Here is a 24,234-nt window from a genome sequence, read left to right as displayed (position 1 = left end):
TTGGGCACACCGCGCAGGACAAAGATAGTCGCAACTCTCGGTCCCGCTACCTCGTCGGGGGAGATGATCCGGGAGCTCGTACGCTACGGGGTGGACGTTACCCGGCTGAACTTCTCCCACGGCGACCACGAGACCCACGCCAAAAATGCCGAGACCGTGCGGGCGGCGGCAAAAGAGGCGCAGCGCAACGTAGCAATACTCCAGGACATCCAGGGGCCCAAGATCCGCACCGGCGAGGTCGTCGGCGGCACGGAGCTCGTTACCGGTAACCGGGTGACCATAGCCCCGGGGGATTTTCTGGGCGACGCCAGCCGGCTGGCGACCTCCTACGAGCACATCGCCGAGGACGTGAGCCCCGGGGACCGGGTCCTGATAGACGACGGCCTGCTCTCCCTGAGGGTCGAGAACGTCGAGGACGGGGAGGTGGAGTGCATGGTCGTTGACGGAGGGGAGATCTCATCCCACAAGGGCCTGAACTTCCCGGACTCCTCGCTCTCCATAAAGGGGCTGACCGATAAGGACGTGGAGGATCTGCGCTACGGGGTGCAGGAGCTCAGGCCGGACTGGATCGCGGCCTCCTTCGTGCGCTCGGGCGAGGAGGTGCGGGATCTCAAGGAGCGTATCCGGGAGTTCGCCGGGGAAGCCAGCCCGATCCCGGTAATCTCCAAGATAGAGAAGCACGAGGCCATAGACGACATCGAGGACATCCTGCGGGAGTCGGACGGCATAATGGTCGCCCGCGGGGACCTCGCCGTCGAGCTCTCCGCCGAGCAGGTGCCCATAGAGCAGAAGAACATCGTGGCCCGGTGCCGCAGGCTCGGTAAGCCGGTTATCGTCGCCACCCAGATGCTCGACTCCATGATCCGCAACCCCCGCGCCACCCGGGCCGAGGTCTCGGACGTCGCCAACGCTATCTTCGACCGCACCGACGCGGTGATGCTCTCGGGTGAGACGGCGGTCGGGCGCTACCCGCTCCAGAGCGTGCGGGAGATGGACCGCATCTGCCGGGCCGCGGAGGAGGCCATAGACTACGGCCAGGATATAAGCGCCTCGACGGCCTGGGGCCGGGGCGATCACTACGACGCCCTCACCCACGCCGCCTGCGAGCTGGCCGAGGTGCTCGAGCTGGACGCCATACTCACCTCCACCCAGAGCGGGCTGTCCTCCATCCGGGTGGCGCGCTTCAGGCCGCCGAACCGGATCATCGCGGTCAGCCCGGAGCAGGAGACCGTGCGGCGGCTGGCGCTGGTCTGGGGTGTTACCGCGCTCGGGGGCGAGCAGGCGGGCAGCTTCGAGGAGCGTTTCCGGGCCGCCGTCGCCGCCGCGGAGGAGAACGAGCAGATCCGGGAAGGGGACCGCGTGATCCTTACCGGCGGGATAATGAGCTCCACTCCGGGCTCCACGAACCTCCTGCACGTGTACACCGTCGGGGAAGATCGCTGAGCCGGCCTTGAACCGGAGAGCGACGCGAGGGGTTGTACGAGGAAGCAACCTCCGGCCTCTGGCGGTCGTGGTCTACGCGGCGTTTATCGGGCTCCTCCTCGCCTCCTACCTGTCGCCGCTACAGCAGATCCTGGACGGCAACTCCCGCGTGGCGGAGCTAGAGCACGAGATCAAACAGACCCGCATCGAGAACGAGGCGATGGTCGCCCAGGCTAAGGAGCTAAAGACGGACGCGGGCATAGAACGGGCCGCCCGCGACCGCTACGGCATGATCGGACCGGGCGAGGAGGTCTACCTCGTCCCCGAGCGCATGAAGTCGGGTGGTACGGAAGATGGAGGCTAGCGGCTCCGGGGACCGCGCGGCGGTCTCCCTACAGCTCGGACGCAATCCTCGTCCCTTTAGCGTGGCCGCCCGTTGCCCGTACGGTAAGCCCAGCGTTATAGAGAACGAGCCGTCCCGCAGCATGCCGACCCGCTTCTGGATAACCTGCCCCTCGCTGGCTACCGGAATCTCCCGTCTCGAAGCTGCCGGCGGCGTGCGCGAGGCCCAGGAGGAGCTCGGGACCGAGCCCATAGAGGAGACCCACGCCGAGCACCAGAGGCTCTACGGCAACCGGGTGGCCGGCATCCGGGACGGCGGCTACGTCAAATGCCTGCACGCCTTCACCGCCCTGCATCTGGCGAAAGGCGGCGTACCCAACCCGGTGGCGGAGTGGACCCTGGAGCGTTTGCAGAGCCCTTATCCCGAGTCCTGCTGCACTACCCTGGACACGGAGTAGTTCTAGCCGTTTAGAAGCCCGTGGGCGGCTGCTATACTCACAAAATCTCGGGGGCGTGGCGGAATCGGTAGACGCACCGGACTTAAAATCCGTTTCCTGCATAGGAGTGTGGGTTCGAGTCCCACCGCCCCTACTAACCTCTGCCAGAAGATCGCTGAGGCCGGTTAGGCTTCGTGCATCGGGGCATACCCGACCTACCCGCCCTGCCCGTGGCCTCCGTGGCCCTCGTGTACGCCGCCTCCAGCTCCAGGCTCCAGGCCCCGCTCCCGGCGCATCTGGCGCATTATCTCGATCTCTGAGGACTGGGAGGGGATGATGGCCTCGGCCAGGCCCGTAACAGCCTCGTTGTCGGAGCGTTGTATGAGTGCCCGGGACATCGGGATGGCGGCCTCGTGGTGCGGGATCATGAGCCGCAGAAAGACCTCGTCCGCCTCCTCGCCGTCGGCGTTGCGGAGCTCGTTTAGCTCTTCGGGGCTCGCCATGCCGGGCATCCGGCCGTCCACCTCGTGGCCCATCCACGCCATGCTCTCGCCCGCGCCGGAGATCGGCAGCCCCCACACAGAGAGCCAGCCCTGCATGCGGCCGATCTGGGATTGCTGGGTTAACGTTATGTCCGTGGCGAGGTTCTCTATGGCGGGGTCGTCCGTCTTGTCCAGTACGATCTGGGATATCTCCACGGCCTGGGCGTGGTGGACGGACATGTCACGGGCGAAGCCGGCCTCGGCGGAGCCCTCGCCCGGAGGCTGGTCGAACAGGACCAGCGCGAGTGAGGCGACGACCACCAGCACCGCGGTCCCGGCGAGCAGGCCGACCGGGCCTATGCGCCGTAACAGGCTCACGAGCGGGCTCACTAGACCGGCTCACCCACGCCGCCGGAGCAGGCCGCGCCGGGCTCTGGCGTCTGTGGGCCCTGGAGAAAGGCGCTCTTGAACTGCTGTATGCGCTCGTCGGAGGCCTCTTCTACCTGGAGCTGCTGGCCCCAGGCGCTGACGACTATGGGGGAGGGGAGATCCTGCATAGGGCTCACGAGCACGTACGACTCCCCCTGGGCGAGGTCCTCTAGCTGCTGCACCTGCCCCTCCGAGAGGTCCGGCCGGTAGGTGATCCAGACCGCCCCGTGCTCCAGGGAGTGGACGGCGGTCTCGTTCCTGACCGGCTCCTCGTATACCCCGCAGTTCTGCCACGCCGGGTTGTGTTCACCGCCGGCGGGCGGGGTCTGCTCGTAGTCCACGTTCTCTTCGGTGTGCTGCCCGGCCTGTCCGACGTCTACCTCCTCCGTGCCGTCGGGCGGGCCGGAGGAGGCTCCTTGGCGGCTGTCCAGGACAACCACGGCCACGAACGCTACCACCAGGGCGAACAACACCGCCACTATTACTATGGTACCCGCCGACAGACCTCTGGCTCCTCCGCCTCGCCGGCCGCCACCGCTCTGATTCGCCAATCTACCTCTCTCCTATCCTGTACGATTCTTTACGGCCCAGACGGGGTAAACATCGTGACTCTACCTGCCGCCCCCGGCCGTCGTCGTTCTTACTGGTTCTTACTAACTCTTACTGGCTGCGTTACTGACTGCGTTCGCCGAGTGTGACGTTTACGGTGGTTTCGTTGCCGCCGTTGCGCACGAGGGTTATCTCCACGGTATCACCCGGCTGGTAGCGCCGGAGCGCGGAGAGGAGGTCTCCGGTGTTCTCCACCTCGCGCCCGTCCACGGCGGTGATTATGTCGCCCTGCCGTATACCGGCCTGTGATGCGGGTTCCCCTTGCGGCGCCTGCTCGACCAGCGCCCCGGCCTGGGTGTCGAACTGCTCGGCGGTCTCCTGGTTCACGTCGGAGAGCCTGACCCCGAGGTAGGCGTTCGAGGCCTGCCCGGTAGAGATTAGCTGATCCGCGGTCTGCACGGCGGTCTGGGATGGGATGGCGAAGCCGATGCTCTCCGCGCCGGTCTGCGCCGGCGGCAGATAGGCCACGTTGATACCGATTATCCGGCCCGAGCGGTCCACCAGTGCCCCGCCCGAGCTGCCGGGAGAGATGGCGGCGTCGGTCTGGACGAGGTCCACGAGCGACGCCTCCTGGGTGCCGCCGGTAAGGTTGGCCGGAACCTCCCGGCCCAGGCCGCTGACCACGCCCGCCGTCACCGTGGAGTCGAAGCCCTGGGGGCTGCCGATGGCGACCGCGAGCTGGCCCACGTCGAGATTGTGCTCCGTCCTGAAGCTCGCGGCCGGGAGGTCGCCGCGGTCCACCTTGACCACCGCTATGTCGGTGAACGGGTCGCCGCCGACCACCTCGGCGCTCGCGGTGTCCCCGCTGGCGAACCCGACCTCGACGTTGCCGGAGCCCTGGACCACGTGGTTGTTGGTGATTATGTAGCCGTCCTGGCGGTAGATCACGCCGCTCCCCACGCCCTCGCCCCGCTGCGGTCCGTAGGGGGTCTCCTCGACGGACTGCACGTTTATCTGCACCACCGAGGGCCGGAGCTGGTCCGCCACCCGGGCGACGGGCTCTTCCCCGGGGACCTCCGAAGAGGACATGTCCGGCGGTCCCTGCGCGACGTTCTCCTGACGGGTCTCGGAGCTTTGGTCCTGGGTGTTGCCCTCGGAGGAGCAGCCGGCGGCCACCAGCGCCAGGGTCAACAGCGCCGTCATGATAGGTAACATGGGGAACACTGCTCGAGATCTGCGGATCAAACTCTACCTCCTGTCGGATGCGCGGCTGCGGGAGGCCACCCGGGCCACCCGGGGCCACGAGATCACCCACCGCAGGGACCTGTACGATGCCCCGCCGGTAAGGTTGCCGCCGGATCGTGAGACCCGCTCCGCCAGTGGAAGATTATACCAATCGGTGACGGCCTCTCTGCGTCTCTCCGCTACTTTCCGTGGCGCTGTACCTCTGTATCCTGGCCTTGGCGGGCTTCCGTAACGCTCCCCTGAACCCGTTCCCGGAAGGACTGGCGGCCCTAGCCTTCGTCGGGGGCGCGCAGGGCCTCTTTTACCCGCTCCTCATCTTCTCTGAGGTGGGTGAAGACGTCCTGGGCAAAGCGCAGCGCGTGCTCCTCGTTCAGGTTGACGCGGCGGTTATTCAGCACGGAGTCCAGGTCCTTGATGGCGGCGTCGGCCATGCCGACCATCGTATCCGCCTCCTTGAGCGTCTCCTCGCGGACCTGTTCGGGTAGCTTCTGCGACCTCTGTAGCTTCTCGCGGTGCTCCTGGAGGTACTGTATGAAGTCTCTGATGCCCAATAAGGTCTCCCAACTCGCCTGCTCGCCGGACGGGATTATACCGGCCCGGAGATGTACGCTTCCCCGGACACTTCGAGCGATCAGCGCCGGTCGAGTGCCTGGTAGTGATCTTAGTGATCTATCACTCGCCCAGGTTGGGTTTGCGCATGTGAATCAGGGTTACGCTTGGCGACTCCGCCTCCTCGCGGTAGGCCTCGTAGCCGAGACCACGGTAGAGCCGCAGGCTGGGGCCGCTCTTGTGTCCGGTACACAGCCCGAAGCTATCGGCGCCGGGGAAGCCGGCTTCGATCTCCCGCATTAGCCTGCTACCCAGGCCGGTGCCTTGCAGCTTTGGGTGGACGATGAGGCGTTGTATTGAGCAGACTCCGGCCTCCATCTCCGCGCGCACCGAGCCTACAATCTCGCCGCCGAGCCGGGCGGCGAGAATCTCCTTGTGATCGTACTCTCGGAGCAGCTCCCGCAGCGTCTGGGTGAGCGGTGGCAGGGAGTAGTCCCTGTAGAGAGCGGCTTGAGACTGGAAGCACAGATACTGTAGCTTGAGTATTTGTCCGGCCTCTTCCACGCGCGCGGATCCGGTACAGATCTCACCTTGCATAAGCCCAGTCTAGCGGAGGCATCGCACAAGAGCCGCGGCGATCATTACTCCTAGGATCGGGACTCGCGCAGGATGCGCCGGGTGACCTCGGCCGAGCCGCGCTCGCGGGCGCGCTCCTCGGCCATTCTCCTCGCCCGGCCCCTGAGAAACGGAGAGATGTTCTCCAACTCCTCCAGGGCCCCCTCGGTCCACGGTACCCCGGGCCCGTCCTCGCCCTGGACCGTGTCGCGCGGCACCTTCCTTAAAGCGCCGCGCAGGTGATCCGCCAGGATGCTGGACCCCGCGTAGCCCATCAGCGGCTGCTCCACGAGGGACTCGTGGGCGGTAGGCGGGACGAGCGGCAGGAAAGGTACCCCGAGCGACTCCGCAACCTTCTCCTCGAGGTGGGTGCCGATCACGAGGTCCGGACGCGCTCCTTCGATGCGGGCCGCGGCCTCCTCCGGGTCGTCGGTGGCGAAGGCCTCGTCGGTAAAGGATGAGGCCTGGAACAGGAAGTCCTGCCGCAGATGCTCCATGTAAGTGCCGCAGGGCGCGATCTCCAGACCCACCTCCCGCGCCAGGACGTACCCGAGGCCGACGGCGTAGGTGAAGTCCCCGAAGATCGCGACCCTCCTGCCGGCGAAGGTCTCGGGTGAGGCGAGCCGGGCATACCACGGCAGCCGGGCGGTCTGGGAGAGCTCCGAGAAGGTGGCCCGTTGAACCTGGCGGGGATCCAGCGAGCAGAGCGACCCCACGCTCCTCAGGACGGAGCCGGTACCGGCGGCCCCGATCATGGGCGTCGTGACGCGCGGGATGCCGAACTCGTCGCGCAGATACAGCGTCGCCGAGTCCCCGACCTCCCGGTACAGCACGAGGTTCGCCCACGCCCGCGGCAGGCGCTTGAGATCCTCCACGCCGGCCCCGAGCGGGAGCCGGGCGTTCACCTCGACCCCGATCTTCTCTAGCAGCCGCGCCGCCTCGTCCATCTCGGCCCGGGCGTTCGGGCCGAACATCGGCGGGCCGAATATGTTTACGCTCGGGCTCTCGCTCCTCTTGAGCGGTCTGGCGTAGGCGCGCACGAGCTCTTCCAGGACGAGGTCCGCGGCCTCGTGCTCGCGCATCCGGGCCGTCTCCCAGGGGCAGGTTACGAGCCTCGGGGACCACCCGGTCTCCTCGTCTTCGGGCAACTCGAACTTCGGGGGCTTCTCGCCCGAGAGCAACGCGGTCTCCGAGCGGGCGAACACGAAGGCCTCCGCCCGGGGATTGCGCCGCACCGCACTCGTTATGTCCGACCTCGTATCTCCCGGGGCCCGCGAGCCCTCCGGCCGTGGACCCCGATGCAGCGGGCTCAGGGAGACCGGCGCGGGCTCGGTGCCGGAAGACTCGCCCTTCGTGGCGAGCAGGGCGGGTAGATACCATTCCTCGGGCATGGCCCGCAGGATCGTGTGCACCCCCCGGATACCGGCCGAGACCCGGAGCATCCCGTGGCTGCCGGGGCCCTCGTGTACACCGCTCAGTAGCTTTACGGGGCTGTTTTGCGTTCTCTGGCTCCTTTGGTTCCCCTGGCTCTTCTGGTTTCTCTGGGTCACCCTAGAACTCCACCGCGTCGAGGTTCTCGGCGCGGTCCATGGTCCGCACCAGTAGCTCCAGGATGCGCCGCGCCCCCTCGTAGCCGTGGATGCCGGCCCCGAGAAAGTCGAGAGAGGAGCGGCACAGGTAGCCCCGCGCCACGAGCGGTACGTACAGCCCGGGGCTCGCTATCACCACGTCGGGCTTTGCCGCGTCCACCCGGTCGAGCTGGGTGCTCCACTCCGGCGACTCCACCACGTCCACGCCGCGCCCGGTCAGGGATTGCAGCTCGGCTGCCAGAAAGCGGCGGTCCAGCCTCGGCGTCCCGACCTCCGTGACGACCGCCCCGGCGTCCGCCAGAAACCGGGCCAGGGGTATCTCGATCCCCGTGTCGCCGGTCAGGAAGAAGCGTTTGCCCCGGATGCGGCCCCGCAGGCCGCCGAGCCGCTCCCACACCGAGCGCGCCCGGCTCGTCTCCCCGGCTCCGATCTCGGCCCCGGTCGCCTCGGCGATGTCCTGTATGAATCGGGCCGTGCCGTCTACCCCTATGGGCAGCATGGTCTCGACCACCTCCGCACCACGCGCGGCGGCGGCTTCGGCGGAGAGGGTCAGGTACGGGTCCATCGGGGCGATGATGGAGCCTTCTCCGAGCACCGGAAGCTCCTCCACGGTCGGGGCCGGTACGCTGCCGTTCAAGGGCACCCCGGCCCGCTCCATGTCGGCGGAGAGCTCCCGCAGACTGCGCCCGCCCCTGCCCGGAGCGGCCTGCAGGCTCATGAGCGTCGCCGACCGGCGGTGCCGGGATTGCCGGGGAGGAGCTTCCCCTTCCCGAATCGGCTGTCGTCCCCGTCGGCGGCCGCCGAAGAGGCCACCACGCTTCTCCTGTGACGACGCCTCTTCCAGAGCCTGCTCTTCGCCCGGGCAGAGTCCTACCAGGGCGGCGAGCGCCCGGTCCTCCAGCTCCGTGGAAAGCGGGGGAGAGCCCCCGGCGCCATCTTCCTCGGGGGCGAGATCCACGGTGAGCACCGGCACCCCCAGCCTGCGCCCGGCCAGCCGGGCCTCGAAGTCCGCGTCCACGCCCAGAAGACGCGCCGAGCGGGAGACCAGGAGCAGCACGAGACCCGTGCCGCTGGAGGCCAGGCTAGATGCCGCCCCGATAACCCTGGTCGCGAGCTGGCCCTGCTCCACGCCCGGGGTGTTCGACGCGGGATCCAGCACCAGATACACCGGCTCCTGTACGCCGCGAGAGCCCTCGGGGAGCCGGGGGGCGCCGGGGCCGAGCTCTGAGAGGGTCTGGATCAGGTGCGCCTCGGCCCGGGTGCCGGCCACGGCGACCAGGGCGTATGGCAGCCGCTCGCAGAGGCTGCCCACCCCGTATAGCGGGGAGAGGGCGTCCGGGACCCCGGACTCGTTGAGGATCGTCAAGCATCCCTCCCGGAGAGGCCTACACTTCGGTTGCGTCGCACTGCAATTCCGCCACGCTCGAGGGTCCCACCCGGACCGGGGGCGTCGCGGTAGCCGTCAACAATCTAGAACAGCCTGCCTAGTCTAAAGCGTTCAGGGTGTCGAGCGCCAGCCTGGTCATGTCGTCCACGGCCTTTCTGAGAGCCTCGTCGCCTATGCGGGTGACCTCCAGGCCGATGGTGTCGGAGACGGTCAAAAGACACCCGGCGCGTATCCCGTGCATGGCCGAGATGGTGAAGATCGAGGCCGCCTCCATCTCCACGGCCAGAACCCCGAGCCCGTTCCACAGCTCCTGGGGCTCTTCCTCGGGATCGTAGAACACGTCCGAGGTCACGACGGGCCCGAGGTGGGGCCGTGCGTCGTACCCTTCGGAGGCGTGATAGGCGGCGTGTACGGCGTGGAAGTCTGCCGCCGGGGCGTAGGGTATGCCGCGGGTGAGGGTTGTGGTGGTGCCGTCCATCGGGGTGGCGGCGGTGGCGATCACGAGATCCCCGAGCGACATCTCGGGGCTGTAACCGCCGCAGGTGCCGATCCTCAACAGGTTCCGGGCCCCGAGCTGATACAGCTCCTCGGTCACGATGGAGGCGCTCGGGCAGCCCATGCCGGTGCTCTGTACGGAGACGGGCTGTCCCCCGTAGGTGCCGGTGTAGCCGAGCATCCCGCGCTCCTCGTTCACGAGCTTCGGGGCCTCGAAGAAGGTCTCGGCTATGTACTGGGCGCGGCGCGGGTCGCCCGGCAGCAGGACGCTGTCCGCGTAGTCGCCGGGCTCTGCCCGCAGATGTACTGGGCTCACGTAGATCTCCCTCCGGTCGAGGAGCCGTCAGAGTTCTCCGGCGGAGGCTCGATGCCTAAAGCCGGATATCCGAGGGCGTCCAACTTACAAGCTGTCCAGGATAGCAGTGGGAGCCTCGACCTTCCCGGAAGAGAGGGAGAGCGCCTCTTTCACGAGCCTCTCGGCCTCCTCGGCCCGGCGCTCGCCGTACAGCCGGGCGACGGGCTGCCCGGCCTCAATCTCCTCCCCGACCTTGACCAGCGCCTCCACGCCGACGGAGTGATCCACCGCGTCCGTCTTCCTCTCCCGGCCGGCGCCCAGCACGAGCGCGGCCTGACCGATTGATAGTGCGTCGAAGCCGGCCACGTAGCCGCCCTCCGGGGCCACCACCTCGCGCACCGCCTCCGAGACGGCAAGCGACTCCAGGGCATCCGCCTCGCCGCCCTGGGCGGCGACGAACTCCCGGAGCTTCTCGTACGCCGCGCCGGAGCTTATGGCACGATCCACGGCTGCTTCGGCGTCGGAGATGCCTTTGAGGTAGAGCAGCCGGGCCGCGACCAGCCGGGCCTCGTGGTCCAGGTCCTCCGGGACCGGCTCTCCCCGCAGCAGCGCGAGGCTCTCCCGCAGCTCCAGGGCGTTGCCGACCGCCGCGCCGAGCGGCTCGGCCATGCCGGTTATGAGGGCCGAGGCCCGGATGCCCAGTGACTCGGAGAGCCTCACCAGTAGCTCCGCCAGCTCCCGCGCCTCGGCGGCGGTCTTCATGAATGCCCCCGAGCCGCACTTGACGTCGTACAGCAGGTGACCCGCACCGGTGGCGGCCTTCTTGGAGACTATGGAGGAGCCGATGAGCGGCAGGGAGTCCACCGTGCCCGTAACGTCGCGCAGGGCGTAGATCTCCTTGTCCGCCGGGGCGACCTCGCCCGCCTCCACTATGGCGAGCCCTACCTCCTCTACCTGCCGCCGGAAACTGCTCTCGGAGAGGTCGCAGGTAAAGCCCGGTATGGCCTCGAGCTTGTCCACCGTGCCGCCGGTCTGGCCGAGCCCGCGCCCGGAGAGCTTTGCGACCGGCGCGCCGCAGGCCGCGGCTATCGGGAGGGAGGTTAGTGAGATCTTGTCCCCGATCCCGCCCGTGGAGTGCTTGTCGACGCACTCGGGGAAGGAGTACCGCCCGCCAGAGTCCGCCATCGCCGCCGTCAGCGCCAGCGTCTCCTCGTAGACCATCCCCCGGGTGAAGATCGCCATCAAGAGCGCCGACATCTGGTAGTCGGGCACCTCGCCCGCCGCGTACCCCGCCACGACGGACCGGATCATGTCCTCCGGCAGCCCGCCGCCGCGCTTCTTGACCTCTATGGCTTCCAGTGCGGCGCTCACGAGAGCAGGCTCCTGCCGGGCAGACCGTCCCGTTGCACGCCGAGCCAGTCCGCCACGGTCGCTCCTAGGTCGGCGAAGCCGTCCCGGACGCCGATCTCGGCGGGCAGAGAGCCGCCCCCGGAGACGGCGAGCACGGGGACGCGCTCCCGGGTGTGGTCGGTGCCGGAGTAGGTCGGGTCGTTGCCGTGGTCGGCGGTCAGGATCAGGAGGTCCTCCTCTGTGAGAGCCTCCAGAAGCTCCGGCACGCGGGCGTCGAAGCGCGCGAGGTTCGCCGCCATGCCCTCTGGGTCGCGGCGGTGGCCGTACTCGGCGTCGAAGTCCACGAGGTTCACGAAGACGAAGCCCTCGTCCACACCGGCGAGCGCCTGTAGCGTGGCGTCCACCTTTGCCGCGTCGTCGGGCTTGCCGGGGAGATGCTCGGTGATGCCCTTGCCGTCGAAGATGTCCCGGATCTTGCCGACGGCGACGCTCTCCTTGCCGGAGCTCTTTACGTGGTCCATGTAGGTCGGGGCGTGGGGCTCGATGCCGTAGTCGTGGCGGTTCCCGTGCTCGCGCTCGTAGGCTCCGGGCTCGCCGTGATACGGGCGGGCTATGACGCGCTCGACCAGGATCCGGCCCTCCCCAATGAGCATCTCGTGGGCCCGCTCGCAAGCCTCGTACAGCTCTTCGAGCGGTATTACCCCCGTGTGGGCGGCGATCTGGAACACCGAGTCGGCGGAGGTGTAGACGATCCAATCCCCCGAAGACTGCTGCTCGGGACCCAGTTCCTCGAGTATCTCCGTGCCCGAGGCAGGCTTGTTGCCGATCACCCGCCGCCCGGTCTCCCGCTCGAAACGCTCTACTATCTCCGGTGGGAAGCCTTGCGGATACGTCGGCAGCGGCTCGTCCAGCACGAGGCCCATCATCTCCCAGTGCCCGGCCAGCGTGGCCTTGGCGGCGGAGTGCTCCACGGCGAGACCCCAGGAAGCCCGGGGGGAGTCGGCGGGCGGGACGCCCTGTATCTCGTGGACGTTGCCCAGGCCGAGAGCCTGCATGTTGGGCACCGAGAGGCCGCCCACGCGGCGGGCCGTGTTACCCAGGGTGTCCGAGCCCTCGTCGCCGAACTCCGCCGCGTCCGGGGCGTTGCCGACCCCGACGCCGTCCAGAACCATTATCACCGCTCTGCGACCCATGCTTCTCCTCCTGCTAGCCGACCGCTATCCGATAAGCATACCCGCGATGGTTGCGCTCATCAGGTTCGCCAGGGACCCGGCGAGCACCGCCTTGAGGCCGAGCTGGGCGATCTCTCCCCGCCGCGTCGGCGCGATGCCGCCGATGCCGCCGATCAGGATCGCGATGGAGGAGAAGTTGGCGAAGCCGGTGAGGGCGAAGGTGATGATCGCCGCCGACTTGTCCGAGAACTCCCCGACTTGCGGGCCGAACTCCAGAAAGGCGACGAACTCGTTGAGCACGATCTTCTGTCCGAGGAAGCTGCCGGCCTGGACCGCCTCGGACCACGGCACCCCGACGACGAACATCACCGGCGCGAACACGTAGCCTAGTATCTGCTGGAAGGTGAGGTCCGGGAGCCCGAACAGGCCGCCCACAGAGCCGAGTAGGAGGTTGATGAGCGCGATCAGGGAGATAAAAGCCAGGAGCATCGCCCCGACGTTCAGGGCGAGCCGGAGGCCGTCGGTCGCGCCCTTGGCGGCGGCGTCTATGACGTTGCGCGGCGGCTCGTCAGCGGATATCTCGGCCTCCTCCTGCTCCTCGGCCTCTGCTGCGCTCTCCTGGCCGACTGCGGAGGCGCGGCGGTCCACCGCCGTTACCTGGGAGCCGGAAGCGGTCTCGGGCGTCCCGGTCTCGGGGATCAACATCTTCGCCATCAGGAGGCCGCCGGGGGCGGCCATGAAGGCGGCGGCGATCAGGTACTCTAGCCGCGCTCCGAGCAACGAGTACCCGACGAGCACCGAGCCCGCCACGCTGGCGAGCCCGCCGCACATTACCGCGAAAAGCTCCGAGCGGGTCATCCGCTCCACGAACGGCCTGACGACCAGCGGGGCCTCTGTCTGGCCGACGAAGATGTTGGAGGTTGCGGACATGGACTCGGCCTGGCTCGTGCCGAGGAGCTTCTGGATCGCACCCCCCAGCACGCGGACCACCCACTGCAGGACGCCGAGGTAGTAGAGCACGCTCGTCAGCGAGGCGAAGAACACGATCACGGGCAGCACCTGGAACGCGAACACCACGCCATCATCGGGCAAGATCCCGCCAAAGAGGAAATCTATTCCCTCACCCGAGGAGTTGATGACGGCCTGCACGCCGCTCGATACCGCCTCCAGCACCCGCGCCCCGACGTCCGTGTACAGCACGAGCACCCCGAATATCAGCTGTATGGCGAAGGCCCCGGCAACCACGCGGGGGCTTATGGCCCGCCGGTTCTCGGAGAAGGCGAACGCTATAGCCAGAAGCGCGACCATCCCGCCGATACCCCACAGAATCTGCATCCGCCACCCCTCTCGTGTAGTCCCGCCGGAGCCTGCGTCCCTCTCGCCGGCTTTTCTTCTATCTACTCCTCTTGCCGAGCGTCTGTTGTCGGCGCGCGATTTTAGGGTAGATTACAGGTTCCCTCATGGATGCGTCGAACCAGGACAACCACGTAAATCACGTAAACCACGTAAACAAACCCGCAAGCGACGCGGGCGGCTTCCTCCTGCGTGACGCGGACGCCGGGGACGAGGAGGCGGTGTATAGGCTCTCCCGTCAGCTCGCCGCCGCCCTCGGCGACTCCGAGCCGCGCCAAGAAGCGGTGCGCGGGCGGCTCCTGGAGCTGCTCGAGGAGCCCCGCGCCGGGGTGCTCGTGGCCGAGGAGAGGGGCCGGGTCAGGGGAGTGGCGACGCTGTGGATCAAACCAGACCTCGCCCACGGCGACACCGTCGTGGAGGTGCCGACCCTGGTGGTGGATGAAGAGGCCCGGGGCCGGGGCATCGGAAGGCTCTTGATGCGCGGCGTCCGGGACGTCGCCCGCGGGTACGGCGCGAGCCTCATAGAGCTCGTCGCAACCCGCGACAACTCCGCCGCCAGAGCCTTCTACCAGGCGCTGGGGTTCTCCGAGACCGACCACCTCACGCTCGAGCTGGTGGGCTACTCCGGGGGATAGACGGACGGGCTGGCTCGCGGCAAACGTTGCGGTATCCTCTATACTAGGTATTAGGTAATAACCCGGTGGCAACGAGAGCCGTTCCGGAGATTAACGAAACTTACGAGACCAAGCGAGGTCGCTAATATGCAAAACGATGACCTTTTCGGCGCGCGCGGCCAGCTTCCGGTAGACACCGGAGGCTCCGCGGTTGACTTCTACAGTCTGAAGACGCTGGATGAGAAGGTGGGCGGGGACATCTTCTCGCTGCCGTTCAGCGTCCGGGTGCTCCTGGAGAGCCTCCTGCGAAACGCGGGCGGCAAGTTCGTCGGCGAGAACGAGGTCGAGGCGCTGGCCTCCTGGCCCGAGTCCGTCGGGGGAGAGCTTGCTTATCTGCCCGCCCGCGTGGTGTTGCAGGACTTCACCGGCGTCCCGGCGGTCGTGGACCTGGCGGCGATGCGAACCGCGATGAACGACATCGGCGGCGATGCGGACAAGATCAACCCGCTAGTACCGTCCGACCTCGTCATAGACCACTCCGTGCAGGTGGACGCCTTCGGCACGGCGGCGGCCCTGCAGTTCAACGCCGAGCGCGAGTTCGAGCGCAACCGCGAACGGTACGAGTTCCTGCGCTGGGGGCAGCAGGCCTTCGACGACTTCACCGTGGTGCCGCCCGCGACGGGGATCATCCACCAGGTCAACCTGGAGTACCTGGCGAAGGGCGTGCTCGTCAAGGACGGCGTCGTGATGCCGGACACGCTCGTGGGCACGGACAGCCACACGACCATGATCAACGGCCTCGGAGTGCTCGGCTGGGGGGTGGGCGGCATCGAGGCCGAGGCCGTGATGCTCGGCCAGCCGTACTACATGCTCGTGCCCGAGGTGATCGGCTTCAAGCTGACCGGCGCGCTCGCCGAGGGCGTGACCGCCACCGACCTCGTACTTACCGTCACCCAGATGCTGCGCTCCCACGGGGTCGTCGGCAAGTTCGTGGAGTTCTACGGCGACGGCCTCTCCAGGCTCTCGCTGCCCGACCGGGCGACCATCGCGAACATGTCGCCGGAGTTCGGCGCGACGACCACCTTCTTCCCGACCGACGCCGAGACCCTGAACTACCTGAGGGGCACGGGCCGGGACGAGGATCTGGTGCAGCTCGTCGAGGGCTACTACAAGGAGCAGGGCCTGTTCCGCACCGACGACACGCCAGAGCCGCGCTTCTCGGAGACGCTTGAGTTGGACATGGACACCGTCGAGCCGAGCCTGTCCGGACCGCGCCGGCCGCAGGACAGGGTCGCGCTCGGCGAGATGCGGCGGTCTTTCCGGCACGCGCTGGCCGAGATCACGGGCAAGGACGCCAACGGCTCTAACGGGACCAACGGATCCAACGGCCACGGCGACACCCTGGACCGGGAGGACACCGAGTCCTTCCCGGCGAGCGACGCCCCGGCCGGGACGCTCGCGGGGGCGGGCGAGGAAGAGCCCGAGGAGCCGCAGCGCCCCGAGCCCGGCGAGGAGGACGAGCCGGTCCCCGAGGATACGGTGACCGTTACCCTGGATGGCGAGGAGGCGTACATAAAGCACGGCTCCGCCGTTATAGCCGCTATCACGAGCTGCACCAATACCTCGAACCCGTCGGTGATGATGGGGGCCGGGCTGCTGGCCCGCAACGCGGTCGAGAAGGGTCTCACCGTCGAGCCGCACGTAAAGACCAGCCTCGCGCCGGGGTCCAAGGTCGTGACCGAGTATCTGCAGAACGCGGACGTAATGCGCTATCTGGAGGCACTCAAGTTCGACGTGGTCGGCTACGGCTGCACCACCTGTATCGGCAACTCGGGCCCTCTGTCCGAGGAGGTGTCGGAAGCGGTAAACGACAATGACCTGGTAGTCGCCTCCGTGCTCAGCGGCAACCGCAACTTCGAGGGCCGGATCAACCCGGACGTGAAGGCCAACTATCTGGCGAGCCCGCCGCTCGTGGTGGCCTACGCTTTGGCGGGCACGGTGGACATAGACCTCGTGCACGAGCCGCTCGGGTACGGCTCGGACGGCGAGCCGGTGTACCTGCAGGACATCTGGCCGTCGCAGGAGGAGATCCGGCACGAGATAGACAGCGCCCTCGACCCGAGCCTGTATAACGAGCAGTACGCAAACGTCTACACCGGAAACGAGCAGTGGAACGAGGTCGAGGTCCCCGAGGGCAAGCTCTACGACTGGGACCCGGACTCAACCTACATCCAGGAGCCCGCGTTCTTCAAGGGCATGTCGCCCGAGCCGCAGCCCATCACCGACGTCGAGGGCGCACGCGTTTTGGTAAAGGTCGCCGACTCCGTGACCACGGACCACATCTCTCCGGCGGGCGCGATCCCGTCCAAGAGCCCGGCGGGTCAGTACCTGCTTGACAAGGGCGTGGACTCCCGCAACTTCAACTCCTACGGATCCCGGCGCGGCAATCACGAAGTGATGGTGCGCGGCACGTTCGCCAACATCCGCCTGAGGAACGAGCTTAGGCCCGGAACCGAGGGCGGGGTGACGGTCCACCACCCGACCGACGAGGACATGTGGATCTACGACGCCGCCATGCGCTACCAGGAGGAAGACACGCCGCTCGTCGTGCTCGCCGGCAAGGAGTACGGGACCGGCTCGAGCCGCGACTGGGCGGCGAAGGGCACGTTCCTGCTCGGCGTCAGGGCGGTCATCGCCGAGAGCTACGAGCGGATACACCGCTCGAACCTGATCGGCATGGGCGTCATACCCTTGCAGTTCGCCGAGGGTGAGAGCGCCGACTCCCTGGGCCTCGACGGCACCGAGACCTTCGACATCGAGGGGCTCGCCGGGCTCTCGCCGGGCTCCACGGCAACCGTAACGGCCACCGCAACCGACGGCACGGAGAAGACCTTCGAGGCCAAGGTGCGCGCCGACTCTCCGGTCGAGGTCGAGTACCTGAAAAACGGCGGAATACTCCAGACCGTCCTGCGCGAGCTCTCCCGGGAGACCGCGTAGCGTAGAGGGGATAATCAGAGGAGAGGAGGCCGGATGTCCGAGAAGGTGATCGTGGCGCGCGAGATCCCGGACGCCGGCCTCCGAATCCTCCGCGAGGCGGGCCACGAGGTAATAACCCTCTCCGACGCCTCGCAGCCCCCGCCCTCCCACGGCGACCTGTTCTCCGCGCTGCCCGGCGCCGCCGCGCTCCTCACCACCGTTACGGAGAAGATAGACGCCGGGGTGCTCGGCGCGGCCGGCCGCAGGCTGCGCATAGTCTCCAACATGGCCGTCGGCTACGACAACATAGACGTCGAGGCCGCCACCCAGCGTGGCATAACCGTCACCAACACCCCCGGCGTCCTGGACGAGACCACGGCCGACACCGCGTTCATGCTTCTTCTGGCCGCCGCCCGGCGTCTCGGTGAGGGAGAACGACTATTGCGCGCCGGAGAGTGGCACGCCTGGGGACCAAAGCAGCTCGTCGGCCCCGACGTGTGGGGCAAGACCCTCGGCATCGTGGGCCTGGGCCGCATAGGCGAGGCGGTGGCCCGCCGCGCCCGGGGATTCGGAATGAAGATCCTGTATCACGCCCGCTCCGAGAAACCCGGAGCCGAAGCCGAGCTACAGGCCGAGCGCAGCGAGCTGGAAGACCTGCTGCGAGACAGTGATTTCGTCTCGATTCACACGCCGCTAAACGAGGGCACTCGACACCTGATCGGGGCCCGCGAACTATCCCTGATGGGGGAGAGTGCCGTGCTCGTAAACACCTCGCGCGGCCCCGTAGTGGACGAGGCCGCGCTGGCCGACGCGCTGGCGGAAGGAACCATCTTTGCCGCCGGGCTCGACGTGTACGAGGAGGAGCCGAAGGTCCACCCGAAGCTCATGGAGCTGGATAACGTCGTCCTGGCGCCGCACATCGGCAGCGCCTCCATAGAGACCCGCGATAAGATGGCCTCGGTGGCCGCCGAGAACGTCGTCGCCGCGCTGAGAGGCGAGACACCGCCTAACGCCGTCAATTCCTGACTCTTCAAAGGCTCCAGAACGAACCGATACTAGACTACGTTACAAAGACACAGTCAGCTTGTGAGTTACTATCGGAGATAAAGCTAATGAACTTTCTAATGACTAGCTACGTATACCCGCTGCGTGAGAAGTTCCTGTTGTCCAGTAAGTTAAACGCCTACCTCGATAACCCTCGCTCTGAAGAAGAGATAAGGGCAGTTACAAGCTATTTGGAGCGGTCGCTGGATTTACCTGCATCAATGAGCCCTCCTCCTTACAGTGAAGAAGATATAGTTACTTTAGAAAGCATAATGCTGAAGTTTTGTAGCAACCTCTCCGAAAATGACTCCTATGTAAGAGAACTGCGGAATACGTATGAACGCGAAAATCTGTACGAATTTACGGCGAAGATGTGGATTGTTGCCAGATACGATGATGAGGGTGAAATAGAAGCCGCCAGAGAGCGGGCTAGAGAGCGCAGAGAATCAGGTGAAATAGGGATTGAGCTATATGAGGATGAACACCCAATACTTAAAAACTCCGGGCGCCTAGCTGACTACATCCAGCTTTTATCCCTTCTCACTTGGGAAGGCGAATATCACCTAGGACACTCCTTTCTCTTGGATTCTAACCCTAGCCAGTTTAGTAACCTTGAGCAGCCAAGCCCTCATGTAGGCCTAACGTTAGTCTATCTGGCTCATATAGCTATGGCACACTCAAGTCTGAAGGATGAAGATCTTGTGCATGGCTTCTTCCCCCGCGCGAAAGTAGAGTTGGAGCGCAATGCCGCGCTTATAGATGAAGCTCTAGAAAAATATGAGGAGAAGATGATGTACGTGGCCGGTCTTCTCCGAACAGTTAACGAAGACTTATCTGATGAAAAATTCGAACTGGTTGTTCTGGTAAGTGTCCTTGAGCTATTGCTTACTCATAGTCCAGACAACAACCGTTTTAACGTTGAGGACTCAATTAGTAAGCAGTTTCGGCTAAAGGTGGCAACGTTTGTATATCTTAGCGACAGGTCGCGAGATTTAGAACAGCTCAAGAGCAGGATAAAAACCATATACAATCTACGATCTAGTATAGCTCATGGTAACTTCAATGAGGTCGCAAAATATGTAGGCAGGCTGTCACGGGAAGAGGGAAAAGAAGAGTACTTTTCTGATTTGCTCACAGAATCCTATGAATACATCAGAATCATATTATTTGAGTTCTTCAAAGATCCTGATTTTGTGAACTTTATCAAGGCTAACTAGATGAAAGGACGTATTTCACCCAGCAATCGGCGCTTTCTCAACTACGAGCGCCGATTGCTTGATGTTTACAGGTGGTCGGGGCTAGCTATAGGTTGGGGCGTCGCATTTGTCTCCCAACCCAGGCAGTTAGTTTAGACTCATAGACAAACTAGAAGCTCGTGGCCTGGAAGTCGACCATCCACTGCGGGTAGAGCCGGGGCGGCTCGGTGGTCGCCGAGAGGCGCTGTAGCTCTTCGTCGGAGAGCCGTATCTCCGCGGCCCCGAGGTTGTCCTCTAGCTGGCTCATCTTGTTCGCGCCCAGGATCACGGACGTAACCCCCGGCTGGTGCAGCAGCCACGCCAGCGCAACCTGGGCGACCGAGGCATTCTTGCCGTCCGCCACCTCGCGCAGGGCGTCCACGGTGTCGAAGCCGCGCTCGTCCACGGGCGGGAAGTCGAAGCCCGAGCGCCGGGCGCCCTCCGGGCTCTGGTTCTCGCGGGTGTACTTGCCGGAGAGGAAGCCGCCCGAGAGTGGGGACCACGGCAGGACGCCCAGGCCCTCTTCGCGGGAGAGCGGCAGGAGCTCGTGCTCCAGGTCGCGCCCGACGAGCGAGTAGTGGGCCTGCAGAGAGGAGAACGCCTCCCAGTCGTGGGCGCGGGAGATCTCCAGCGACTTGGCCACGTGCCGCGCGGTCCAGTTGGAGACGCCGACGTAGTTGACCTTGCCCATACGCACCAGGTCGTCCAGGGTGCGCAGCGTCTCCTCCATCGGGGTGGTCGGGTCCCAGCCGTGTACCTGGTACAGGTCTATGTAGTCCGTGCCGAGCCTTTCGAGGCTCGCCTCGCAGGAGGCCATGATGTGCTGGCGGGAGAGGCCCTTGTTGTTCACGTCGCCCTCGTTGTTCGAGGCGGCCTCGCTCATCGATCCCTGCACCTTGGTGGCGATGATCGCCGCCTGGCGGTCCACGCCCGCGTTCTTTAGCGCCTGGCCCAGTATCTCCTCGGACTCGCCGTAGGAGTAGACGTCCGCCGTGTCGAAGAAGTTGACCCCGGCCTCGACCGCCCGGGAGACGAGATCGTCGGCCCCCTTCTGGTCCACGGCGCCGATGTTCATGAACTTGGAGCCGAAGGTCATCGCCCCGAAGCACAGCTCCGATACCTTGAGCCCGGTGTTGCCCAGCCTGCGATACTGCAAGATCCCTCCAGAAAAAGAGTCGTTAAGGAGTCGTTAAGAAGTCAAATCAACGCACGAGCCGTATGGTGCCCCACTCTTCGGCCTGGCTAAACGGAGCCTCCAGACTCGGCCCCCGTAAGCTCTTCGGACCGCTCCCACAGCCTCGCTGCCAGCTTCTCGTCGTCCGCCTGCCGGTTTACCCGCCCTTTCTCGAAGCGGTCGTAGTATGCGCCGTCCTCCACCTCTCCGGCGGGCGTGGAGGCGAGACGGACGAGGGGCGCGGCGCCCTGCTCGGGTGTGATCAGGACCGCCCTCTGCACCACGGGGTTGCCGTAGAAAACCCCGGGGAACGTCGAGCCGGAGCTGAAGCCGGTCGCCACGTTGCCCGGATGGAAGCATACCGACTCCACGCCGGTGCCCGCGAGACGCCGGGATAGCTCGCGGGTGAACAGGATGTTCTCCAGCTTGGTGGCGCAGTACGCCAGGAAGCCGTTCCAGCGGCGCTTCTCGCGCTCTAAATCGTCCAGCCGGACGTTGCCGAAACGATTGCCGAGGCTGGAGGTCGTGACCACCCGGACCGGGCCGGACTCTGCGGACTGTACGAGCCGACCGCGCAGCAGCGCTGTGAGGAGAAACGTCGAGAGGTGGTTTACCTGAAGCGTCTTCTCGTGGCCGTCCTCCGTAACGATACGCGGCGTGAAGAGTCCGCCCGCGTTGTTCACCAGCACGTCTATGCGCGGGCAGCGTTCGAGCAGCTCGCCGGCCAGGGCCCGCACCTGCCCGAAGCTGGCGAAGTCCGCGATGATCGGCTCCGCCTCCACCTCCCGGGCGACCTGCCTCGTGCGCTCTGGAGAGCGTCCGACGGGCACGACGTCCGCGCCCATCTCGGCCAGTCTCCGGGCCGCGACCGCCCCTATGCCTGAGCTTGCGCCGGTGATTACGACCGTCTTGCCGCTCATGCTGCTCGCTTCTGGACGTTCCGGGACTGCTCTCGTGTCCGTCAAAGGTGCTCTCCTCCAGAGTGTCGGGGTGTCGTCTACGGCGAGGGGGCGTGCTCGGGCTCGCCGTAGAGGGTATTGCGCAGGCGCGGGGTACGTCCGATGTGGCGGATCACGCCCTCAAGCTCCCCGGGGGTCATCTCCTGGCCGTGGCTCGCGCCTGCCGAGCGGGAGATGGTCTCGTTCATCAGGGTGCCGCCGAGGTCGTTTGCGCCCGATTCCAGGCATATCTGGGAGCCCTCGACCCCGATCTTGACCCACGAGGCCTGGATGTTGTCTATGTAACCGTGCAGCGCGACGCGGCTTACCGCGTGCATCTTGACCGTCTCGGCGAAGGTCGGACCCTTGCGCGACTGTCCCTGCAGGTACAGCGGTGCCCCCATGTGCACGAACGGCAGCGGCACGAACTCGGTGATGCCGCCGGTGTCCTTCTGAATGTCGCGCAGAACGTCCAGGTGCCGCGCCCAGTTCAGCGGCCCGTCCACGTGGCCGAACATTATGGTCGAGGTCGTCCTCATCCCTACGGTGTGGGCGGTCCGGATCACCCGCGACCACTGCTCGGTATTTATTTTCTCCGGGCAGATGATGCGGCGTATCGGGTCGTCCAGGATCTCCGCCGCCGTCCCCGGCAGCGTCGCCAGACCGGCGTCTCGAAGCTCCGCCAGATAATCCTCCAGCGACACCCCGAGCGTCGTCGCGCCCTGCCACACCTCGAGCGGCGTGAAGGCGTGGACGTGCATCCCGGGCACCTCCTCCTTGACGGCGCGCAGGTAGTCCAGGTAGCTCTGGCCGGTAAACTTGCCGTGGATGCCGCCGACCATCGTTACCTCGGTCGCGCCGCGCTCCCAGGCCTCGCGGGCGCGGCGGGCCACCTCCTCGTTGTCCAGCAGGTACGGCTCACCGCGCAGGTTCAGCGACTTCGGGCCGCGCGAGAAGGCGCAGAACCTGCAGCCGAAGTAGCACTGGTTGGTGTAGTTGATGTTGCGGTTGACGACGTAGGTGACCTCGTCGCCGTTTACCTCCCGGCGTAGCCCGTCGGCGACGCTACATAGCTCGTACAGCTCCGAGCCGCGGGCGGTAAAGAGCGTCTCTATCTCCTCCACGGTAAGATCCCGCTCCCCGGCGGCCCCGAGCGCGCTGGAAAACTCCGGGCGCAGCTTGGAGGGGCGCTCTCCCCGGATCTCCGCCACAGAGTGCCGGGGCTGGTCTTCCGCCTCGCCCGGGGCCCAGCTCTCGGTGCGGGCGTAACCCTCCGAGTCCGTACCGGCCAGCACCCGGCTCTCTATCTCCCCGTCTACCCAGCGGCCGGCGTCCAGCGAGTAGACGGGGTGCAGCGCGAGCCGCTCCAGCAACAGGAAGCCCTTCGACTCCGTGGCGCGCTCCAGCTCGTCCAGGTGGGGCCACGGTTTCTCGGGGTTGACGTGATCGGGGGTGACCGGCGAGACGCCTCCCCAGTCGTCTATGCCGGCGTCCAGGTAACGGGTGTAGCGTGGCTCCCGAGGCTCGTCGGCCGCTTCTCCACCTTCCGCCAGGTTCGGCGGGGCCTGTACGGATACGTCTTCTGGCAGCAAAAGCCGGGCGAGCGCGATGGTTGCGAGCATCTCCCTTTCGGCGGGCTCGGGCGCGTCCTGCATGCGGGTCCCGGCCTTCGCCCGGAAGTTCTGCACGATGCACTCCTGGATGTGGCCGTGCCTCTCGTGCGTGTCGCGGATGGCGAGCAGCGTGTCCACCCGTTCCTCGATGGTCTCGCCGATGCCGATCAGGATGCCCGTGGTGAACGGCACCCGGTTCTCCCCGGCGGCCTCCAGCGTTTCGAGCCGCTTCTCCGGGGTCTTGTCCGGTGAGGCCCAGTGAGCCATGTCCCGCCCGAGCAGCCTGCCCGACATCTCCTCCAGCATGATCCCCTGCGACACAGACACGCCGCGCAAGAGACGCAGATCCTCCGCGGTCAGCACGCCGGGGTTCGCGTGGGGTAGTAGACCCGTCTCCGCGAGCACCAGCCCGCACACGTGGGCAAGATACTCGATGGTCGTCCCGAAGCCGAGCTCTTCTAGCTCCCGGCGGGCTTCCGGGTAGCGTTTCTCGGGCTTGTCGCCGAGGGTGAAGAGGGCCTCCTTGCATCCGGCCTCCGCCCCGGAGCGCGCTATCTCCAGCACCTCCTCGGGCGTGAGGAAAGCCCGCTCACCTTCCTTCGGGGGATGGGCGAAGGTACAGTAGCCGCAGTTGTCGCGGCACAGCTTGGTCAGCGGTATGAAGACCTTGCGCGAGTAGGAGACGCGCTGCCCCGAACGCCGGTCACGCCGCGCCACCGCCTCCCGCATGGCGGGCTCTGGCTCTTCCGTGGCGAGCCGGGCCAGCTCGTAGGCCGCCTCCCGGCCGAGCCCGCCGCTGTCTTTAGAGGTTTTGGAGGTGGCGTCTGTGGCGTCTAAAAGGGCCGTGTAATGCGAGTAGTCCGTGATCATGGCGAGAGTATACTCCCGCGTGCAAAGCCTCTGAAACCCGTCTCGCACCCGCACCGTGA

Annotated in this window: 21 protein-coding genes and 1 tRNA gene; 8 read left to right on the top strand and 14 right to left on the bottom strand. The window is 66.2% G+C overall.

Features of this window, described 5'->3' with window-relative positions:
* The 4 genes from pyk (at position 1) to ABD53_RS04400 (ending at position 2,355) form a co-directional block, all read left to right on the top strand.
* Positions 1-1,443 carry a pyruvate kinase gene (gene pyk, locus ABD53_RS04415; protein WP_160309622.1) on the top strand — a complete coding sequence of 481 codons (1,443 nt, stop codon included), beginning with the start codon at positions 1-3 and terminating at the stop codon, positions 1,441-1,443.
* 7 nt (positions 1,444-1,450) lie between these two features.
* Positions 1,451-1,786, top strand: coding sequence for an FtsB family cell division protein (locus ABD53_RS04410; RefSeq protein ID WP_160309621.1), 336 nt, complete (start codon positions 1,451-1,453; stop codon positions 1,784-1,786).
* Complete coding sequence (locus ABD53_RS15685) at positions 1,776-2,222, top strand: DUF501 domain-containing protein (protein ID WP_152670570.1); 447 nt, start codon at positions 1,776-1,778, stop codon at positions 2,220-2,222. The genes ABD53_RS04410 and ABD53_RS15685 overlap by 11 nt, the downstream gene beginning before the upstream one ends.
* Before the next feature lie 49 nt (positions 2,223-2,271).
* Positions 2,272-2,355 (top strand) — tRNA-Leu (locus ABD53_RS04400).
* A 61-nt stretch (positions 2,356-2,416) separates the two neighbouring features.
* Here the strand turns inward: ABD53_RS04400 and ABD53_RS04395 are convergent.
* The 11 genes from ABD53_RS04395 to ABD53_RS04345 form a co-directional block, all read right to left on the bottom strand.
* Positions 2,417-3,073 carry a DUF305 domain-containing protein gene (locus tag ABD53_RS04395; protein WP_235401334.1) on the bottom strand — a complete coding sequence of 219 codons (657 nt, stop codon included), beginning with the start codon at positions 3,071-3,073 and terminating at the stop codon, positions 2,417-2,419.
* Positions 3,073-3,663, bottom strand: a complete 591-nt coding sequence (locus ABD53_RS04390; RefSeq protein WP_084709295.1) for a DUF3105 domain-containing protein — start codon at positions 3,661-3,663, stop codon at positions 3,073-3,075. The genes ABD53_RS04395 and ABD53_RS04390 overlap by 1 nt, the downstream gene beginning before the upstream one ends.
* 121 nt (positions 3,664-3,784) lie before the next feature.
* Positions 3,785-4,906 (bottom strand): S1C family serine protease, encoded by a 1,122-nt coding sequence (locus tag ABD53_RS04385; protein WP_235401331.1) that lies wholly within the window; start codon positions 4,904-4,906, stop codon positions 3,785-3,787.
* A 269-nt stretch (positions 4,907-5,175) separates the two neighbouring features.
* The gene (locus ABD53_RS04380; protein ID WP_047864549.1) at positions 5,176-5,457 is read right to left on the bottom strand and encodes a hypothetical protein; all 282 of its coding nucleotides are present in this window, start codon (positions 5,455-5,457) and stop codon (positions 5,176-5,178) included.
* Between the two features lie 121 nt (positions 5,458-5,578).
* Complete coding sequence (locus tag ABD53_RS04375) at positions 5,579-6,019, bottom strand: GNAT family N-acetyltransferase (RefSeq protein ID WP_200900278.1); 441 nt, start codon at positions 6,017-6,019, stop codon at positions 5,579-5,581.
* Between the two features lie 83 nt (positions 6,020-6,102).
* The gene (locus ABD53_RS04370; RefSeq protein ID WP_047864547.1) at positions 6,103-7,620 is read right to left on the bottom strand and encodes a nitrogenase component 1; all 1,518 of its coding nucleotides are present in this window, start codon (positions 7,618-7,620) and stop codon (positions 6,103-6,105) included.
* A gap of 1 nt (position 7,621) precedes the next feature.
* Positions 7,622-9,025: a nitrogenase component 1 gene (locus tag ABD53_RS04365; protein WP_047864546.1), complete on the bottom strand. Its 1,404-nt coding sequence runs from the start codon at positions 9,023-9,025 to the stop codon at positions 7,622-7,624.
* A 118-nt stretch (positions 9,026-9,143) separates the two neighbouring features.
* Positions 9,144-9,857 (bottom strand): phosphorylase family protein, encoded by a 714-nt coding sequence (locus ABD53_RS04360; RefSeq protein WP_047864545.1) that lies wholly within the window; start codon positions 9,855-9,857, stop codon positions 9,144-9,146.
* An 84-nt stretch (positions 9,858-9,941) separates the two neighbouring features.
* Entirely contained in the window at positions 9,942-11,207 is a 1,266-nt protein-coding gene (locus tag ABD53_RS04355) for a thymidine phosphorylase (RefSeq protein ID WP_084709294.1), read from the bottom strand.
* Positions 11,204-12,379, bottom strand: coding sequence for a phosphopentomutase (locus ABD53_RS04350; RefSeq protein WP_047864544.1), 1,176 nt, complete (start codon positions 12,377-12,379; stop codon positions 11,204-11,206). Before ABD53_RS04350 ends, ABD53_RS04355 begins: the two co-directional genes overlap by 4 nt.
* 24 nt (positions 12,380-12,403) lie before the next feature.
* Entirely contained in the window at positions 12,404-13,693 is a 1,290-nt protein-coding gene (locus ABD53_RS04345) for a NupC/NupG family nucleoside CNT transporter (RefSeq protein ID WP_047864543.1), read from the bottom strand.
* A 125-nt stretch (positions 13,694-13,818) separates the two neighbouring features.
* Between ABD53_RS04345 and ABD53_RS15680 the strand changes: the two genes are divergently transcribed.
* The 4 genes from ABD53_RS15680 to ABD53_RS16800 all read left to right on the top strand — a co-directional run bounded on the left by ABD53_RS15680 (position 13,819) and on the right by ABD53_RS16800 (position 19,562).
* Positions 13,819-14,346 carry a GNAT family N-acetyltransferase gene (locus tag ABD53_RS15680; protein WP_053057665.1) on the top strand — a complete coding sequence of 176 codons (528 nt, stop codon included), beginning with the start codon at positions 13,819-13,821 and terminating at the stop codon, positions 14,344-14,346.
* Positions 14,347-14,472: 126 nt separating this feature from the next.
* Positions 14,473-17,322 carry an aconitate hydratase gene (locus ABD53_RS04335; protein ID WP_047864542.1) on the top strand — a complete coding sequence of 950 codons (2,850 nt, stop codon included), beginning with the start codon at positions 14,473-14,475 and terminating at the stop codon, positions 17,320-17,322.
* A gap of 33 nt (positions 17,323-17,355) precedes the next feature.
* Positions 17,356-18,327: a 2-hydroxyacid dehydrogenase gene (locus ABD53_RS04330; protein WP_047864541.1), complete on the top strand. Its 972-nt coding sequence runs from the start codon at positions 17,356-17,358 to the stop codon at positions 18,325-18,327.
* Between the two features lie 86 nt (positions 18,328-18,413).
* Positions 18,414-19,562 carry a HEPN domain-containing protein gene (locus ABD53_RS16800; protein ID WP_152670569.1) on the top strand — a complete coding sequence of 383 codons (1,149 nt, stop codon included), beginning with the start codon at positions 18,414-18,416 and terminating at the stop codon, positions 19,560-19,562.
* A 148-nt stretch (positions 19,563-19,710) separates the two neighbouring features.
* On the opposite strand, the gene ABD53_RS04320 is transcribed toward ABD53_RS16800, so the two are convergent.
* From ABD53_RS04320 to cofH, 3 genes are all read right to left on the bottom strand, one after another.
* On the bottom strand, positions 19,711-20,736 hold the full coding sequence (locus ABD53_RS04320) for an aldo/keto reductase (RefSeq protein ID WP_047864539.1): 1,026 nt from the start codon (positions 20,734-20,736) through the stop codon (positions 19,711-19,713).
* Positions 20,737-20,822: 86 nt separating this feature from the next.
* Complete coding sequence (locus ABD53_RS04315) at positions 20,823-21,719, bottom strand: SDR family NAD(P)-dependent oxidoreductase (RefSeq protein ID WP_200900277.1); 897 nt, start codon at positions 21,717-21,719, stop codon at positions 20,823-20,825.
* Between the two features lie 32 nt (positions 21,720-21,751).
* Entirely contained in the window at positions 21,752-24,175 is a 2,424-nt protein-coding gene (gene cofH / locus ABD53_RS04310) for a 5-amino-6-(D-ribitylamino)uracil--L-tyrosine 4-hydroxyphenyl transferase CofH (RefSeq protein WP_047864537.1), read from the bottom strand.
* Between the last annotated feature and the right edge of the window lie 59 nt (positions 24,176-24,234).

It is taken from the genome of Rubrobacter aplysinae (assembly GCF_001029505.1).
Lineage (GTDB): Bacteria > Actinomycetota > Rubrobacteria > Rubrobacterales > Rubrobacteraceae > Rubrobacter_A > Rubrobacter_A aplysinae.
Note: the sequence above shows the minus strand (reverse complement) of the source record. Positions and strands in the feature narration are given on the sequence as shown.

Coding starts and splice junctions, on each gene's coding strand:
- ABD53_RS16800 (WP_152670569.1), top strand. CDS start 18,414: ATGAACTTTCTAATGACTAGCTACGTATACCCGCTGCGTGAGAAGTTC.
- ABD53_RS04330 (WP_047864541.1), top strand. CDS start 17,356: ATGTCCGAGAAGGTGATCGTGGCGCGCGAGATCCCGGACGCCGGCCTC.
- ABD53_RS04345 (WP_047864543.1), bottom strand. CDS start 13,693: ATGCAGATTCTGTGGGGTATCGGCGGGATGGTCGCGCTTCTGGCTATA.
- ABD53_RS04350 (WP_047864544.1), bottom strand. CDS start 12,379: ATGGGTCGCAGAGCGGTGATAATGGTTCTGGACGGCGTCGGGGTCGGC.
- cofH (WP_047864537.1), bottom strand. CDS start 24,175: ATGATCACGGACTACTCGCATTACACGGCCCTTTTAGACGCCACAGAC.
- ABD53_RS04335 (WP_047864542.1), top strand. CDS start 14,473: ATGCAAAACGATGACCTTTTCGGCGCGCGCGGCCAGCTTCCGGTAGAC.
- ABD53_RS15685 (WP_152670570.1), top strand. CDS start 1,776: ATGGAGGCTAGCGGCTCCGGGGACCGCGCGGCGGTCTCCCTACAGCTC.
- ABD53_RS15680 (WP_053057665.1), top strand. CDS start 13,819: ATGGATGCGTCGAACCAGGACAACCACGTAAATCACGTAAACCACGTA.